Source organism: Curtobacterium sp. MCBA15_004 (assembly GCF_001865055.2).
GTDB lineage: Bacteria > Actinomycetota > Actinomycetes > Actinomycetales > Microbacteriaceae > Curtobacterium.
The window spans coordinates 1,747,525-1,763,430 of sequence record NZ_CP126266.1; the positions used below are offsets into that span (position 1 = coordinate 1,747,525).

General features: G+C 72.7%; 16 protein-coding genes. 14 read left to right on the plus strand and 2 right to left on the minus strand.

Annotated features, from left to right (window positions below):
• The first annotated feature begins 107 nt into the window (after positions 1–107).
• The 13 genes from QOL16_RS08240 to csrA all read left to right on the plus strand — a co-directional run bounded on the left by QOL16_RS08240 (position 108) and on the right by csrA (position 10,894).
• Complete coding sequence (locus tag QOL16_RS08240) at positions 108–422, plus strand: flagellar FlbD family protein (RefSeq protein WP_065962949.1); 315 nt, start codon at positions 108–110, stop codon at positions 420–422.
• Entirely contained in the window at positions 422–1,240 is an 819-nt protein-coding gene (locus QOL16_RS08245) for a motility protein A (protein WP_071284486.1), read from the plus strand. Before QOL16_RS08240 ends, QOL16_RS08245 begins: the two co-directional genes overlap by 1 nt.
• A 1-nt stretch (position 1,241) precedes the next feature.
• On the plus strand, positions 1,242–2,174 hold the full coding sequence (locus QOL16_RS08250) for a flagellar motor protein MotB (protein ID WP_071284489.1): 933 nt from the start codon (positions 1,242–1,244) through the stop codon (positions 2,172–2,174).
• Positions 2,175–2,255: 81 nt separating this feature from the next.
• Positions 2,256–3,134, plus strand: a complete 879-nt coding sequence (locus QOL16_RS08255; protein WP_065962955.1) for a flagellar motor switch protein FliM — start codon at positions 2,256–2,258, stop codon at positions 3,132–3,134.
• The gene (gene fliN / locus QOL16_RS08260) at positions 3,131–3,835 is read left to right on the plus strand and encodes a flagellar motor switch protein FliN (protein WP_071284490.1); all 705 of its coding nucleotides are present in this window, start codon (positions 3,131–3,133) and stop codon (positions 3,833–3,835) included. Before QOL16_RS08255 ends, fliN begins: the two co-directional genes overlap by 4 nt.
• 8 nt (positions 3,836–3,843) lie before the next feature.
• Complete coding sequence (locus QOL16_RS08265; RefSeq protein WP_071284492.1) at positions 3,844–4,434, plus strand: flagellar biosynthetic protein FliO; 591 nt, start codon at positions 3,844–3,846, stop codon at positions 4,432–4,434.
• The gene (gene fliP / locus QOL16_RS08270; RefSeq protein WP_071284494.1) at positions 4,431–5,252 is read left to right on the plus strand and encodes a flagellar type III secretion system pore protein FliP; all 822 of its coding nucleotides are present in this window, start codon (positions 4,431–4,433) and stop codon (positions 5,250–5,252) included. Before QOL16_RS08265 ends, fliP begins: the two co-directional genes overlap by 4 nt.
• Positions 5,252–5,527 (plus strand): flagellar biosynthetic protein FliQ, encoded by a 276-nt coding sequence (locus tag QOL16_RS08275; protein WP_071247201.1) that lies wholly within the window; start codon positions 5,252–5,254, stop codon positions 5,525–5,527. Before fliP ends, QOL16_RS08275 begins: the two co-directional genes overlap by 1 nt.
• The gene (locus QOL16_RS08280) at positions 5,527–6,303 is read left to right on the plus strand and encodes a flagellar biosynthetic protein FliR (protein ID WP_071247199.1); all 777 of its coding nucleotides are present in this window, start codon (positions 5,527–5,529) and stop codon (positions 6,301–6,303) included. Before QOL16_RS08275 ends, QOL16_RS08280 begins: the two co-directional genes overlap by 1 nt.
• A 6-nt stretch (positions 6,304–6,309) precedes the next feature.
• Complete coding sequence (locus QOL16_RS08285) at positions 6,310–7,512, plus strand: flagellar biosynthesis protein FlhB (protein ID WP_071284496.1); 1,203 nt, start codon at positions 6,310–6,312, stop codon at positions 7,510–7,512.
• Positions 7,509–9,563, plus strand: a complete 2,055-nt coding sequence (locus QOL16_RS08290) for a flagellar biosynthesis protein FlhA (protein WP_071284499.1) — start codon at positions 7,509–7,511, stop codon at positions 9,561–9,563. Before QOL16_RS08285 ends, QOL16_RS08290 begins: the two co-directional genes overlap by 4 nt.
• A complete protein-coding gene (locus tag QOL16_RS08295; protein ID WP_071247195.1) occupies positions 9,538–10,536 on the plus strand; it encodes a hypothetical protein in 999 nt (332 codons plus the stop codon). The genes QOL16_RS08290 and QOL16_RS08295 overlap by 26 nt, the downstream gene beginning before the upstream one ends.
• A 4-nt stretch (positions 10,537–10,540) precedes the next feature.
• Complete coding sequence (gene csrA, locus QOL16_RS08300; protein WP_083395017.1) at positions 10,541–10,894, plus strand: carbon storage regulator CsrA; 354 nt, start codon at positions 10,541–10,543, stop codon at positions 10,892–10,894.
• Between the two features lie 218 nt (positions 10,895–11,112).
• Here csrA and QOL16_RS08305 read toward each other — a convergent pair whose 3' ends face one another.
• Positions 11,113–13,206: an acyl-CoA dehydrogenase gene (locus tag QOL16_RS08305; RefSeq protein ID WP_071284502.1), complete on the minus strand. Its 2,094-nt coding sequence runs from the start codon at positions 13,204–13,206 to the stop codon at positions 11,113–11,115.
• A 210-nt stretch (positions 13,207–13,416) separates the two neighbouring features.
• Between QOL16_RS08305 and QOL16_RS08310 the strand changes: the two genes are divergently transcribed.
• Complete coding sequence (locus QOL16_RS08310; protein ID WP_065962975.1) at positions 13,417–14,880, plus strand: peptide MFS transporter; 1,464 nt, start codon at positions 13,417–13,419, stop codon at positions 14,878–14,880.
• 673 nt (positions 14,881–15,553) lie between these two features.
• On the opposite strand, the gene QOL16_RS08315 is transcribed toward QOL16_RS08310, so the two are convergent.
• Positions 15,554–15,829: a hypothetical protein gene (locus QOL16_RS08315; protein WP_139197471.1), complete on the minus strand. Its 276-nt coding sequence runs from the start codon at positions 15,827–15,829 to the stop codon at positions 15,554–15,556.
• Positions 15,830–15,906 lie beyond the last annotated feature (77 nt).

The window sequence follows — 15,906 nt, forward strand, 5'->3', positions numbered from 1 at the left end:
GCTAACGCCCCCGACGGCACCGCCGATAGGCCCCGGTGCAGCACCACGGACGGAGCTGCATCCCGCCCCACGGACGGCGGCGGGACGATCGAGAACCAGGACGGGCCATGATCGTCGTCACACGACTCAACGGCAGCGCATTCGCTGTCAACCCCGACCTCGTGGAGCGCATCCAGGAGACACCGGACACGACGCTCATCATGGTCGACGGGGCGAAGTACATCGTCCGCGAGCCCATGGCCGCGGTCATCGACCTCGTCGCCGCGTACCGCGCCCGCATCGTCGGCATGGCATCCGGTGCCGCCGACCCCGCACTCCGTGCCGCCGAACCCGGGCTCCGTGCCGCGACGGGCCCGCACCCCGTCCTCGCCCCGGTCGCCGCGCTGCCCACCCCGGCCCGGTCGATGGACGGGGGCCGCTGATGGACATCGCGACCATCGTCGGCATCCTGCTCGCCTTCGGTGCCCTGTTCGGCATGGCGCAGATGGAGCACGTCGAGATGGCGGGGCTCTTCCTCCCCGCCCCGATGCTCCTCGTGTTCGTCGCGACGATCGGCTGCGGCGTCGCCAGCACCACGATGAAGGACGCCATCGCCGCGTTCACGGCCGTCCCGAAGGCCTTCACCGGCAAGGTCACGCCGCCGCAGTCCGTGATCGAGGACGTCGTCGCGCTGGCCGAGACCGCCCGGGCGAACGGGCTGCTCGCACTCGAGCAGGAGGCCGAGAAGCACGACGACCCGTTCATGAAGAAGGCGCTGCAGAACATCGCCGACGGCACCGACGGCGACGAGCTGCGGATCCTGCTCGAGGACGAGATCGAGTCGAACGCCGCACCGATGCGGAGCGCGAGCGCGTTCTTCATGGGCCTCGGCGGCTTCGCGCCGACCGTCGGCATCATCGGCACCGTCGTCTCGCTCACCCACGTGCTCGCCAACCTCGGCAAGCCGGACGAGCTCGGCCCGCTCATCGCGAGCGCGTTCGTGGCGACCCTCTGGGGTCTGCTCACCGCCAACTTCCTGTGGTTGCCGTTCGGCGGCAAGCTCCGCAAGCTCGCGCAGCTCGAGACCGACCGGCAGACGCTGCTCATGGAGGGCCTCCTCGCCGTGCAGGCCGGCAGCCAGCCCCGCCTGCTCGGGGAGCGCCTGAAGGCCATGGTGCCGCCCGCCGCCCGCCAGGAGACCGGCGGGAAGACCGGCAAGGGCAGGACCGCCGACGTCGACGACCAGCAGCTGGCGGCCTGACGTGAGCGCGAACCCCCGTGGTCGGGGCCGCGGCCGGAAGCGCGGCGGACACGACGAGGCCGAGCACCCCGACGAGCGCTGGATGGCCTCGTACATGGACATGATCACGGTCCTGATGTGCATGTTCCTCGTGCTGTTCGCGATGTCCTCGGTCGACCAGGACAAGTACATCGCGCTGAAGAACTCGCTCGCGACCGGCTTCGGCGAGGTCAAGAGCGGCAAGGTGGACACCGCCTCGGGCACCGTCGTCACGAAGTCCGAGGTGACGAAGGACGGCAAGGGCTACGCGACCGACAAGTCGGACGCCGACCACTCGACCGCGGCGTCCGGCGCGAAGGACACGAACGTCGACCCGGCGTCGACCGCCGTGCCGCCGGTCGCGTCGAAGGCGGACCTCGCGGCAGCACAGCACGAGCTCGACGACCTCAAGGCGATCGAGGCCGCGATCCAGGCGAACCTGCAGCAGTCCGGGCAGACCGCGAACGTCCAGTTCTCGGTCGACGCCCGCGGCCTGACCGTCCGGTTGATCGGCAGCGAGACGTACTTCGGGACGAACAGCGCGGACCTGTCCGACCAGGCCCGCCGCATCATGGACGCGATCGCCCCGGTCCTGTCGACCAGCCAGCACGACGTCAGCGTCGAGGGGCACGCCGACCAGCGGAACTCGACCGCCCCGTACGCGACGAACTGGGAGCTCAGCGCCGCCCGCGCGACCGGGGTGCTCCGGGACCTCGTCGAACGCGGGGGCATGTCGGCTGAGCACGTGCAGAGCGTCGGCTTCGGGTCGAGCCGCCCGCTGGCGAAGGGCGACACCGAGGCCGACCTCGCGCTGAACCGCCGCGTCGACATCGTCGTGCTGTCGAACCAGGACCAGGACGTCAGCGCCCTGATGCCCGCACTCGCCTCGGCACAGGACGGAGCACGCCAGGGCTGACCGCGACGAGACACCCTCCGCCTCCCCAGTACGGGGTACAGCGCTACCGGCCGATCCCCAGCGGTCCGATAGACGCCCTACGTGACCGAGACCCTGCCCGCGCCCGAGGTGTACGACTTCGCGCGCCCGTCGACGCTCGCCCGCGAGCACGCACGGGTCCTCGAGCTCGCCTTCGAGACCTTCGCGCGGCAGTGGGGCACGCAGTTGACCGCCAAGGTCCGCGCGGTGAGCCAGGTCACGTGCGGCCAGGTGCAGATCCGCACGTACGACGAGTACGCCTCGTCGCTGCCCGCGCTCACCGGCATGGTGCTGCTGCCGATCGCCGGTCTCGTGCCGAAGGGCGTCCTCCAGGTGCCGCTCGACGCCGCGCTGACCTGGGTGTCGCACGCGCTCGGCGCCTCGAAGCCGCTGCCGACCCCGGAGCGCACCTTCACGCCGATCGAGCAAGCCCTCGTCCGCAAGATCGTCGAGGACGCCCTCGACGACCTCCGGTACTCGTTCGGCGGCCTCCTCGCGCACGAGGTCACGACGGGCGGCTTCCAGTTCAACAGCCAGTTCGCCCAGGCCGCCCAGAAGGGCGACCTGATGATCGTCGCCTCGTTCGACATCCGCGTCGGCGACCGCATCGCCCCGGGCACGCTCGCGCTGCCCGCCGAGGCGGTGCTGCCGCAGCTCGGCGAGGACACCGCGAGCGTCACGGCCGCCGACGCGAAGGCCCTCCTCGACGCGCAGCTCGCGGCCGTCCCGGTCGGCGTCGGCCTGCGCTTCGCGCCCGCCACCGTCCTGCCCGCGCAGGTGCTCGGACTCGCCGTCGGCGACGTCCTGCCCCTGCCGCACCCGCAGCACCGTCCCCTCACCATCGCGGTCGACGGCGAACCCGTCGGCACCGCCGCCGTCGGCGCGAACGGCTCGCGACTCGCGGGCATCGTCGTCACGACCACCTCGGAGCAGCACGCATGAGCACGACCACCCTCCACACGACCGCCGCCGAGTCGCTCGCGGCGCAGCTCCCGACGGCGGCTCCCCTCACCGCGACGGCCCAGCCGGGAGGCGCGACCCCCGTCGTCCTCGGAGCGGCGGCCGACGCGGTGGTCGCCTCGTTCGTCGGCGGCCTGTCGGCCGACCTGGCCCTCGTGCTCATCGACCTCGACGCCGTCGTGGCCGCCGGCGGCACCGACGCCGGGATCGTCGACGTGACCGACGTCCTGCGCCCCTCGCTCGAGGCCGCCGCGGCGGTCCTCGGCGTCGGTGTCCTCGGCGACGCCCGCCGCGAGTCGGCCTCGTCGCTGTTCGCCGACCCGGACACGGTCGTGTTCGAGCTGTCGTCGGCCGGCGTCACCGGGGGCTGGTTCGGCATCCGGGTCCGCGAGAACGGCACGGTGTCGGCCCCCGCGGTCGCAGCCGCGACGCCCACCGGCAACCTCGGCCGGATCAACAACGTCGAGATGACCCTGACGGTCGAGATCGGCCGCACCCGGATGTCCGTGCGGGACGTGCTCGGCATGGAGCCCGGCGCGGTCGTGGAGCTCGACCGGAGCGCCGGTGCACCCGCCGACGTCCTGCTGAACGGCCGGCTCATCGCGCACGGCGAGGTCGTCGTCGTCGACCAGGACTACGCGGTGCGCATCACGAAGATCCTCGACGTCGCCGAGAGCGTCTGAGCCCGCCGGTGGACACCCTCGTCATCGTCCTCCGCGTCGCGCTGTCGCTCGGCGTCGTGCTCGCCCTCATGTGGGTGCTGCACCGCCGCGTCGCGAAGGGACAGCTCGGCCGGACGAAGGCCCGCGGACGCCGTTCGGCGACCGTCGAGGTCGTCGGCCGCACCGGCATCGGCGGCAAGGCGAGCGTCGTCGTGGTCGACGTCGAGGGGGAGCGGCTCGTGCTCGGCGTCTCGGAGCACGGCGTCGCCCTGCTCACGAGCGGCCAGGCCCCCGCACCCGAGCTCGCGATCGTGACCGGCCCCGTGGTGCTCCCGACCGTGCCCCGCGCGGTCCCGTCCGCACCCGACGCGCCCGCCGCACGCTCCGTGGCCGAGCCGACCACCACCTCCGCCGACCGGTTCCGTGCGGAACTGGAGCAGCACGTGGACCCGGCCACGGTCCTCCCGACCGACGCGGCGGAGCCGCTGCCCATGCGTCCGCGCAACCGCCGTCCCCAGCGCGCCGCGCTGCCGACCGCGCAGCAGCTGCAGGGCTCGATCCTGTCGGTGGACACCTGGCGGCAGGCGGCCGCCGCGCTCCGTGACCGGCGGGCCGGGTGACCGCCGCCCGCGCCGGGCGCACCCTCACCGTCGTCCTCCTCGCCACCGCGGTCGTCGCCGGTGTCGTCCTGCTCACCGCGACCGGCGCGCACGCCGCGGGGGTCGTCCAGCCGACCGCGCCCGCGACCCCGACGGCCCCGGCGACCGGCGACTTCAGCGTCAGCGTGAACGGCCCGGACGGTGCGCCGTCGTCGGCGGTCGTGACGCTGCTCGGCATCACGCTGCTCAGCGTCGCGCCGGCCCTGCTGCTCATGATGACGTCGTTCACGAAGATCTTCGTCGTCCTCGCGATGACCCGGAACGCCCTCGCGCTGCAGGGCATCCCGCCGAACCAGGTGCTCGCCGGGCTGGCGCTGTTCCTGTCGTTGTTCGTGATGGCGCCGGTCCTCGGGCACGTGAACGACGACGCCCTCCAGCCCTACCTGGCGGGGCACATCGACTTCGCGAAGGCCGTCGAGCTCGGCACGAAGCCGCTCCGGACGTTCATGCTGCACCAGACCCGCGAGGAGGACGTCGCCCTCATCACCCGCGCGGCCGGCCAGGCGAACCCGAAGGACATGGACGCGGTCCCGATGACCACCGTGATCCCGGCGTTCGTCATCTCCGAGCTGCGGAGCGCGTTCATCATCGGGTTCGTCATCTTCATCCCGTTCCTCGTCATCGACCTCGTCGTCTCCGCTGCGCTCATGTCGATGGGCATGATGATGCTCCCGCCGGTGATGATCTCGCTGCCGTTCAAGATCCTGCTGTTCGTGCTCGTCGACGGGTGGGGGCTCATCATCACGTCGCTCATCCAGAGCTACCAGGTGGTGCACTGATGAACCAGCAGGCCGTCATCGACCTCACGCTGCAGGCGCTCCTCGTCGCGGGGAAGCTCGCCGCACCCGTCCTCGTCACCTCGCTCGTGGTCGGGTTCGCGATCTCGCTGTTCCAGTCCGTGACCCAGATCCAGGAGGTCACGCTGTCGTTCGTGCCGAAGGCCGTCGCCGTCGCGATCGCCCTGGTCGTCTGCGGCAACTGGATGATCGCCGAGATGGTGTCCTTCACGCACGTCGCGTTCGACATGATCCCGAAGCTGCTCGGGACCGGCTGATGGACCTCGTCGTCGACGCGTCCCGGCTCGAGGCCACGATGCTCGCGGGCGTGCGGCTCGTCGCGTTCTTCGTGCTCGCGCCGCCGTTCGCGTACCGGGCCTTCCCCGCGATGGTGAAGGTGATCCTCGGCCTGGCTCTCGCGATCGGGGTGGCACCGCGGGTCGCCGCCGGGTACGTGTCCCTCGACACCGGGGGGTTCCTGCTCGCCCTGCTCACCCAGCTCGTCGTCGGGCTGGCCCTCGGCTTCCTCGTGTACCTCGTCTTCGCCGCGGTGCAGTCGGCCGGCGCGCTCATCGACCTGTTCGGCGGCTTCACCCTCGCGCAGGCGTTCGACCCGCAGTCGCAGGTGAACGGCGCGCAGTTCACCCGCCTGTTCCAGATGGCCTCGCTCGCGCTCCTGTTCGCCAGCGGCGGGTACCAGCTCATCGTCGGCGGGCTCGTGCGGTCGTTCGACGCGGTCCCGCTCGTCGGCGCGGACGGGGCACCGGGGACGCTCGCACTCGGACCGCTCGCCGGGGTGCTCGTCGCCGCGCTGTCCCAGATGTTCCTCGCGGCGCTGCAGATCGCCGGGCCGCTCGTCGTCGTGCTGTTCCTCGCGGACGTCGGGCTCGGCCTGCTCACCCGGGTCGCACCCGCGCTGAACGCCTTCCAGATGGGCTTCCCGATCAAGATCGGCCTGACCGTCGTCTTCGCCGGCGCCCTCTTCATGGCCCTGCCCGCCGTCGTGTCGTCGCTCACCGGCGACGCCGTCGCGGCCATCACGGGACGGGGGTGAGGCCCGGTGTCCGACAGCGGGGAACGGTCCGAACAGGCCACCCAGAAGCGCATGCGGGAGGTGCACCGGAAGGGGCAGCTCGGCCGGTCGCAGGACCTCGGCGCGTGGACGGGCATCGCGATGGCGGCGCTCGTCATGCCCGCGACGATCGGCAACGCCGCGGCGGCCGGTGAGCAGCAGCTCCGCGCCGTGCAGCACGTCATCGCGGAACCGTCGCTCGCGGTCGCCCGCCAGGCGCTCACCGACGCGCTGGCGTCCCTCGCGGCCACCCTCGGGCCGATGCTCGCGGTCGTCGCGGTCGCGGTCCTCGCCGTCTCGGTCGTACAGGGCGGCGTGCACGTCCGCCGACTCACCCCGCAGCCCGACCACTTCGACCCGGTCGCCGGGGTCAAGCGCGTGTTCGGCGTCCAGGCGCTCTGGAACGGCGTGAAGGCGCTCCTCAAGACCGCGGTCGTCGGGCTCGTCCTGTGGTTCGCGGTGCAGTCGCTCGTCCCCGTGCTCATGTCGAGCGGGTCGCTGCCGCTGTCCTCCGTGCTCGACGCGGCCCGCGAGGGCACCGGCACGCTGCTCCGCGCGGCCGTCGCCGCCGGGCTCGTCCTGGCCGCGCTCGACGTGTTCGTCGTCGTGCGCCGCAACCGCAAGCGCACGATGATGACCAAGCGCGAGGTCAAGGACGAGTCGAAGCACAGCGAAGGCGACCCGCTCGTGAAGTCGCAGCGGCGGTCCCGCCAGCTCGCGATGAGCCGGAACCGGATGGTCGCCGCGATCGGCGACGCCGACGTCGTGATGACGAACCCGACGCACTACGCGGTCGCGCTCAAGTACGAGCCGGGCCGCTCCGCACCGCGGGTGACCGCGAAGGGCGCCGGGCCCGTCGCCCAGGTGATCCGCGAGCGCGCCGAGCAGGAACGCGTGCCGATCGTCCGCGACGTCCCGCTCACCCGTGCCCTGCACGCCGCGTGCGAGCTCGGGCAGGAGGTCCCCGTCGACCTCTACACGCCCGTCGCCCGGGTCCTGTCCTTCGTGATGGCCCTGAGGACCCGCGGGGCCGCGGCCGGCACGCACCAGGCGCCGCGGCCGACCACCCCGGACGAGGTCGCGACCGTCCTCGACCCCACCACGCTCACCGGCGACCTGCGTCCGCGCCGGCTCCGCCCGTCCCGTCCCACCGCCGAGCCCTCGGCCGACCCGCAGGGAGCCCCCGCATGAACCGCAAGGACACCGCCAAGCTCGCCGTCCCGATCTTCATCGTCGGCATCGTCCTGCTGCTGATCCTGCCGGTGCCGTCGTTCCTGCTCGACGTGCTCATCATCTGCAACATCCTGCTCGCGCTGGTGATCCTGCTCACGACGCTGTTCGTGAAGAAGCCGCTCGACTTCTCGGTGTTCCCGTCCCTGCTGCTCGTCGCGACGCTGTTCCGGCTCGGGCTCAACGTCGCCTCGACGCGGCTCGTGCTCGGCGAGGGCTTCGCGGGCGACGTCATCCAGGCGTTCGGCCACGTCGCGGTGTCCGGGTCGGTCATCATCGGCGCGGTCGTGTTCCTCATCCTCGTGGTCATCCAGTTCGTCGTCGTCACGAAGGGCGCCGAGCGCGTCGCCGAGGTCGGGGCCCGCTTCACCCTCGACGCGATGCCCGGCAAGCAGATGGCGATCGACGCCGACCTCAACGCGGGGCTCATCACCGACGCCGAGGCGAAGGAGCGCCGCGCGGCGGTCTCCGCCGAGGCCGACTTCTACGGCGCGATGGACGGCGCGTCGAAGTTCGTCAAGGGCGACGCGATCGCGGGCATCCTCATCATCGTGATCAACCTCGTCGGCGGCATCGCGATCGGCATGGTGCAGAACGGGCTGTCGGTCACCGACGCCCTGTCGAAGTACGGCATCCTGACGATCGGCGACGGCCTGGTCACGCAGATCCCGGCCCTGCTCATGGCGGTGTCCACGGGCATGATCGTGACCCGCTCCGGCGCCGAGACCGACATCGGCTCCTCGGCGGCGCAGCAGCTGTCGCAGTCCCGGAACGCGCTGGTGATCGCGGGTGTTGCGGCGATCGCGATGGGCTTCATCCCGGGGATGCCGATCGTGCCGTTCCTGCTCATCGGCGCCGGGCTGCTGTTCGCCGGCTGGCGGCTCGGGCAGCAGGCGAAGCGGCAGGAGGCCGAGGCCGAGCAGCAGCAGGCCCTCGCAGCCGCCGCGCCGTCCGCCGACACCCCCGAGGACCTGCTCGAGCAGATGCGCGTGCACGCCCTCGAGATCCTGCTCGCGCCCGACCTCGTCGACATGGTGTCCGGGTCCTCCGACGACCTGCTCGGCCGCGTCCGCGCGCTCCGCCGCAAGATCGCCGTCGACATGGGCATCGTCGTCCCGCCGGTCCGGACCCGCGACAGCATCGAGCTCCCGCCGTCGACCTACGCGGTGCGCATCGCGGGCGTCGAGGCCGGCCGCGGCACCGCCCCCGCGCGGAGCGTCCTGGCACTGGGCGACCAGCTCGACGGGCTGCCCGGCACGGTGACGGTCGAGCCGGTGTTCGGACTCGCCGGCAAGTGGGTGCCCGCCGAGCTCCGCCACGCGGCCGAGATGACCGGCGCGACCGTGATCGACCGCGTCTCGGTGCTCGTCACCCACCTGCAGGCCGTGATCGGCGACAACGCCGCGCGCCTGCTCACCCGCGAGGACGTCAAGGTCCTCACCGAGGGCGTCAAGCAGGTCAACCCCGCCGCCGTCGAGGAACTCGTGCCCGGGATGCTCTCGCTCGCCGAGCTCCAGCGCGTGCTGCAGGGGCTCCTGGCCGAGCGGGTCCCGATCAACGACCTCGGTCGCATCTGCGAGGCGCTCACCCTGCGCGCCAAGGTGTCCAGCGACCCGGAGGGGCTCGTCGAGGCCGCCCGCGCCGCACTCGGGCCCGCCCTGCCCGCACGCCACGCCGAGGACGGCACGCTGCGGGTCATCATGATCGACCCGCTCCTCGAGCAGTCGATGCTCGAGGGGCTCCGGCCGTCCGAGCAGGGCACGCAGATCGTGCTCGACGCGCACCGCATCGAGCAGGTCCTCGGGTCCCTCCGCGACGCCGTGCGCTCGGTCGAGGAGCAGGGCCTGTCCGCGGTCCTCGTCTGCGCGCCGCAGCTGCGCCCCGCCGTGCACCGGATGGTGTCGGCGCAGGCGAACGGCCTGCCGGTGCTGTCGTACCAGGAGGCCACCGCCGCGGGCTCCACCATCGAGACCGTGGGGGTGGTCCGTGCCGCCGACCCGATCGCTGCGTAGCGGTCCGACGCTCGAGGCCGTCCGCGACGCCGTCCGCGCCGAGTTCGGCCCGGGCGCCCGGATCGTCTCCGCCGAACGCGTCACCACCCCCGGCATCGGCGGGCTGTTCAAGCGTGCCCACGTCGAGGCCGTCGTCGAGGTGCCCGACCCCGGCACCCCCGTCACCGCCCGCGTCGCGATCGCCGACACCCCCGTCACCCGCGTCGGGATCGCTGCGCTCCTCGCCGAGGCCGACGAGACCGAGGCACGCATCGCCCGCGCCGACGGCACCGCGACGGCACGGGCCGACGCGTTCGCGTCGGTGCTCGACGGCTTCGTCGCGGACGGCATCGCGCCCCGCGCACCGCGCCCGACGGCGGACCCGCCGGAGGCGGGCCGGGTCGACGGGGCCGGGTCGCGCCTCCAGGACGGGTACGACTGGCGTGACGCAGCTGACCTCGCTGACGGACGTGACCGCGGTGACGGTGGTGACCGCCGCGACGGTCGCGACGGTCGGACGGGAGGCGCTGGTGCGGTGGCCGCGTCGGCTGCGGTCGACGGGGTGGTCGGTGCTGCGCTCGTGGGTGCGTCGCTGCCCGCCGTGCGGTCCGCGGACGGCGACCTCGTGCTCCTGGTCGGGCGCGCGGGGGACGTCGACGCGGCCGCCGGGGTCTTCGCGGCCCGGTACGCGCTGCGGGCCACGCCCGCTGCCGACCGACGGTCCGGGATCCTCGCCCGGGCCGACGGGGTGCGGCAGGGGCACGCCCTGCTCGGCGTCGCGGCGTGGGACGACGCGGCGACCGTCGCGGGGCTCGCCCCGGACCAGGTGTGGGTCGTCGTCGACGTGGGCCGCAAGCACGAGGACACCGTCGCGATGGTCGCAGCCGTCGCGTCGCGCACGCCGGTCGCCGGGATCGTCGCGATCGGGGCGGGGGAGACCGCCACGCCGGAGTCGGTGCACCGACTGGGCGTCCCCGTGCTGTCGCTAGGCTGACGGAGTGCTGGTACTCACGCGGAAGGTCGGCGAGCGGATCCTCGTCGGTGACGACGTCGTCATCACGGTCCTCGACAGCCGGGGCGACGGTGTGCGGATCGGCATCGACGCGCCACGCGGGGTGAAGATCCAGCGCGAGGAGGTCGTCCGCGCCGTCATCGAGGCCAACGCCGAGGCCGCTGCTGCTGCCGCTGCGTCGGGAGCCGGGGCCGGTGCCGGGGCGTCGGGGACGTCGGCCGGGACCGCGGGCGCGGCCGGTGGGGCGTCGGGTGCTGGTGCTGCTGCCGGGACGGCTGACGACGCCGAGGCGCGACTGCGACGTGCGCTCGGCGCGGATCGTCCCCGCGGCGAGGGCTGAACCCCGCGACGCCGACCTGACGCGTGTCGTCCGGCTGCGGTGCGGGTGCCCGCTGCCCGGTCGCGCTCGCGGTGTGGGTGCCGGCTGCACGGTCGCGGTGTCGGTGCCCGCTGCCCGGTCGCGGTGTCGGTGCCCGCTGCACGGTCGCGCCCGCGGTGTGGGGGCCCGCTCGGCGGCCCCGCACGCGCTCGCGATGCGCGCGGGGCCGGTCCGCCGCGCTAGGGCCGGGGCTTCTTCTCCTGCTCGGGGAGTCGTCCCGCCGCCGCCTCGGCCGCGAACCACGCCGCCGCCTCGTCCTGTCGGGCGCGTTCCTCGCCGAGGGCGATCGGCGCGCGGACGTGCTCGGGCGCGTACCCGAACGACTCGATGAGCTGCGGGACGATCGGCACGACCCGGGCGATGAGCCGGTCGACGTAGGCCGAGACCGCCCGTGCGCGCTGGGCGCTGAGCCGACCGTGCACGAGGTACCAGTCGAGGTGCTGCTCGAGCAGGCCGAGCGCGAACAGGTCGCGGAGCCAGACGAGGACCGTCCGGGTGTCGCCGGGCGCCACGGACTCGATCGACTCGGTGAACGCATCCCACTGCATGAGCTCGGCGTGCGCCTTGGCGGCCTCGATGAGCTCGTGCTGCGACCGGTTGAGCAGCCGCGCCGCCTTCGCCCGGTCCTTGCCCGCCGAGGCGAGCCGCATCCCGATCTCGGTCACCATCGTGTCGACCCGGCCGGCGAGCAGGGCGCGCTGCGTCGACGGGTCCTGCAGGTCGGCGACCGAGGCCGCCATCGAGCCGCGGTCGACCACGGTCTGCCCGAGGCGTCGGATGCCCGAGGCGTCGGCGAGCTTCGAGGCCGCCTGCGCCGCGACGAACTTCGCGGTCGAGGTCGGGTCCTTCGGCGCACGCGCGCGGAAGTCGGTCAGCAGGCGCTTGCCGACGAGCTGCAGCAGGATCGTGTTGTCGCCCTCGAACGTCACGTAGACGTCGAGGTCGGCGCGGAGCCCGGTGAGCCGGTTCTCGGCCAGGAAGCCGGCACCACCGCAGGCCTCGCGTGCCTCCTGCAGGGTGTCGAGGGCCGACCACGTGGACATCGACTTGAACGCCGCGGCCTGGGTCTCCAGGTCCTCCCGTCGCTGGGGCGTGTCCTCGCGACCGCTGAACACGTCGTCGAAGGTGCGCAGGAGCTTCTCGTGTGCGAAGGACTGCGCGAACACCGTCGCCAGGCGCGGGATGAGCCGGCGCTGGTGGCGGCCGTAGTCGAGCAGCACGCCCTCCTCGCCGCCCCCGGTCGGGAACTGCCGGCGTTCGCGCGCGTACGTCAGCGCGATCTGCAGGGCGAGCTTCTGCGCGACGACCGCGGCGCCGTCGAGCGACACACGGCCCTGCACGAGGGTGCCGAGCATGGTGAAGAACCGGCGGCCGGGCGACGCGATCGGCGACGAGTACGTGCCGTCCTCGGCGACGTCGCCGTAGCGGTTCAGCAGGTTCGTGCGCGGGACCCGGACGTGGTCGAAGTGCAGCCGACCGTTGTCGATGCCGTTCAGGCCGCCCTTGACGCCGTCGTCCTCGCCGCCGACACCGGGCAGGAACGCGCCCTCGTCGTCGCGCAGCGGGACGTAGAACGCGTGCACGCCGTGGTCGACCCCGGCGGTGACGAGCTTCGCGAAGACGACCGCGGCCTTGCCGTGCAGTGCGGCGTTGCCGATGTAGTCCTTCCACGCGCCGCGGAACGGCGTGTGGATGACGAACTCCTGCGTGTCGGGGTCGTACACCGCCGTGGTCGCGATGCTCTGCACGTCGGAGCCGTGGCCGGTCTCCGTCATCGCGAAGCAGCCGGGCACGTCGAAGCGGATGATGCCGGGCAGGAACTCGCGGTGGTTCCGTTCGGTGCCGAGGTGGTGCACGGCCGAGCCGAAGAGCCCCCACTGCACGCCGGCCTTGATCTGGAGCGACGGGTCGGCGGTGGTCAGCTCCTCGAACGCGGCGAGGTTGCCGCCGTGGTTCTCCTGGCCGCCGAACTCGAGCGGGTAGGGGCGCTGGATGGCCCCGGCGTCGACGAGGATCTGCAGCTGCTCGAGCGCGCGGGCGCGGTGCTCGGCGAGCGGCTGCCCCTCGATCTTGTGCAGCGCGGGGTCCTTCGTCAGCCGGCGCGAGATGCGACGGTCCTCGGCCCAGCGCCCGAGCAGGAGCTCGCCGAGGAGCGTCGTGTCGATGCGGACGTCGGTGTCGGTGGCGCCGATCGGGGTGCCCGCTGCCGGGTCGCCCGTGGCGTCGGCGTTCGGGGCCTCGGTGCCGGGGCGTGCGGGTGCGGTGTCGACCATGGTGGGAGCCTTCCTGAACTGCTCTGTCCGTGTTGCAGAACCCACGCTAGGCACCTTCGCCGACAGTCGCCCGGACGCCGTGCCGGTGCACAACCGCGTCCCGCAGGAGCGGGTGGTCGTGGTGGGAACCCTCCAACACACACGGTCCGGGATTGATGAGCGGGCATCGTCGATTTCCGGGCAGGCCCGACCACGGGGGAGACTGAGCGGATGTCTGGAACCACCGCACCACCGAAGCCGAAGCAGGAACGCACGTTCTTCGGGCAGCCGTTCGAGCTGTCCACACCGTTCGCGGTCGAGCTGTGGGAGCGGTTCTCGTTCTACGGGATGCAGGGCATCGTCCTCATCTACATGTACTACTCGCTCACGAAGGGCGGGCTCGGCATCGACCGCGGGCTCGCGACCGGGATCATGGGCGCCTACGGCGGCTCGGTGTACCTGTTCACGATCATCGGGGCCTGGGTCGCCGACCGGTTGGCGGGCGCGGACCGGACACTGTTCGGCAGCGCGGTGATCGTCATGCTCGGCCACGTCGCGCTGGCCCTCGTCCCGGGCGTCGCGGGTGTCGGAGCCGGTCTCGTGCTCATCGCGCTCGGGTCGGGCGGGCTGAAGGCCACCGCGACGACGATCGTCGGCGGGCTCTACTCGCGGGACGACCCGCGGCGTGACGCCGGGTTCTCGCTGTACTACCTCGGCGTCAACCTCGGTGCGTTCGCCGGTCCGCTCCTGACCGGCCTGCTGCAGAGCACGCTCGGCTTCCACTGGGGCTTCGGGCTCGCAGCCGTCGGGATGGCCGCGGGCCTCGTGCAGTACGGCGTCCGGCGCCGCAAGCTGCCCGAGGTCGTCCGCCACGCCACGAACCCCGTCGACCGACGTCGGCTGCCGCTGGTCGCGGGCATCGCCGTCGTGGTGCTCGTCCTCGTCGTCGTGGCGGTGCTCACGGGCCTGCTCACCGTCAGCACCCTGCCGAGCATCGTGGTCGCCGTCGTGGTCGTGGCCACGATCACCTACTTCGTCGTCATCCTGACGAGCGGCATCACGGCCGAGGAACGGTCCCGGGTCCTCGGCTTCATCCCGCTCTTCGTCGCGAGCGCGGTGTTCTGGTCGCTGTACCAGCAGCAGTTCACGGTCGTGACGACCTACGCCGACGAGCGCCTCGACCGGTCGCTGGGGCACTGGACGATGCCCGTCGCGTGGGCGCAGTCGATCAACCCCGTCTTCATCATCCTGCTGTCCGGCGTGTTCGCCGCGGTGTGGACGAAGCTCGGTGACCGGCAGCCGTCCACCCCGGTGAAGTTCGCCCTCGGCACGGGCATCATGGGCCTCGCCTTCCTGCTCTTCCTGCCGTTCGCCGGCACGGGCGAGCACGGCACCCCGCTCGTCGCCCTGGTCGGCATCCTGCTCGTGTTCACGATCGCCGAGCTGTTCCTGTCGCCCGTCGGGCAGTCCATCGCGACGAAGCTCGCGCCGGCACGCTTCCAGACGCAGATGGTCGCGCTGTTCTTCCTGTCGGTGTCGCTCGGCACCGCGGTCACCGGTGTGCTCGCGAAGTACTACGACCCGACGAACGAGGCGCCGTACTTCACGGTACTCGGCCTCGCGGCGGTCGCCGTCGGGGTCGTGCTGCTCCTGTGCACGAAGCCGGTGCTGCGGCTCATGCGCGGCGTGCGGTGACCCTCCGAGCGGTCGCACGGGGCACGGCGCACAGCGGACCCGACCGCCGTGCGCGGTGGCACGGACCGTGTGCCGCACCCACCCCCACTGCTGCCGTCCGGTAGCCTGGACGCAGTCACCCCGGCCGGTCAGGTGCCGGCCCCGGAACCGAGGAGTCCCCAATGCTCGAAGTCATCGCAGGCGTCATCATCGGCATCGGCGTCCTCGGCGGCGTGGGGATGTGCATGGCGGTCGCCGCCATGATGAAGAGCGGTTCCGAGGAGTACTGAGTCCTCGCGGGCACCGGGCCGAGCGTCCGGGTCCGAGCACGACGGCGCCCCCGTCCGACCACGTGTCGGCGGGGGCGCCGTGCTGTCCGGCGGCGGTGCCGCCCAGACCCGTCCCAGCCCGCCCCGTCCGCCCCGTCCCAGCCCGCCCCGTCCGCCCCGTTGCACCGTTGCCCGGCTGGCATCTCGCGAAAGCGACAGATCCGCGTGGACCATCCGCCACGATCTGTCGCCCTCGCGGGTACGACGGCCGCACGGCTCCGAGATGTGTCGCGTTCGCAGCACACACGACGACCGGTCGGTCCGCGGCCGACGGACCCGCCGTCGGCCGGCTGGGTCAGGGACTCCGCGACGAACGTCCAGAGTCCGGGGTCCGGGGTCGGCGGTCGGGGGTCGGCCGTCAGGCGTCAGGCGTCGGGCGTGAGCGGCACGAGCTGCCGGGTCAGGACCGTCGCCCGCTCGTAGGGGCCGCGCCCGTCCTCGGTGTAGACCGGTTCGTCGAACGCGACGACCCACGCACGTTGGAGTCCGCCGATCTGGTTCCCGCCCGGTGCGACGACGACGCCGACCGGGTCGCCCGCCCAACGCTCCCCGCCGCGGTCGCCGTTCACCACCTGCACGAGCGCGCCGATACCGACACCGGGCTCGTCGGGACGGGAGGTGGGGGAGCGGCGGCCGAACACCCGCCCACCGTACCGCGGTCGGTACGGAGGCAGCGTCACGACCGTCGCGTCCACCTCCGACGCGCCGGACAGCCCGA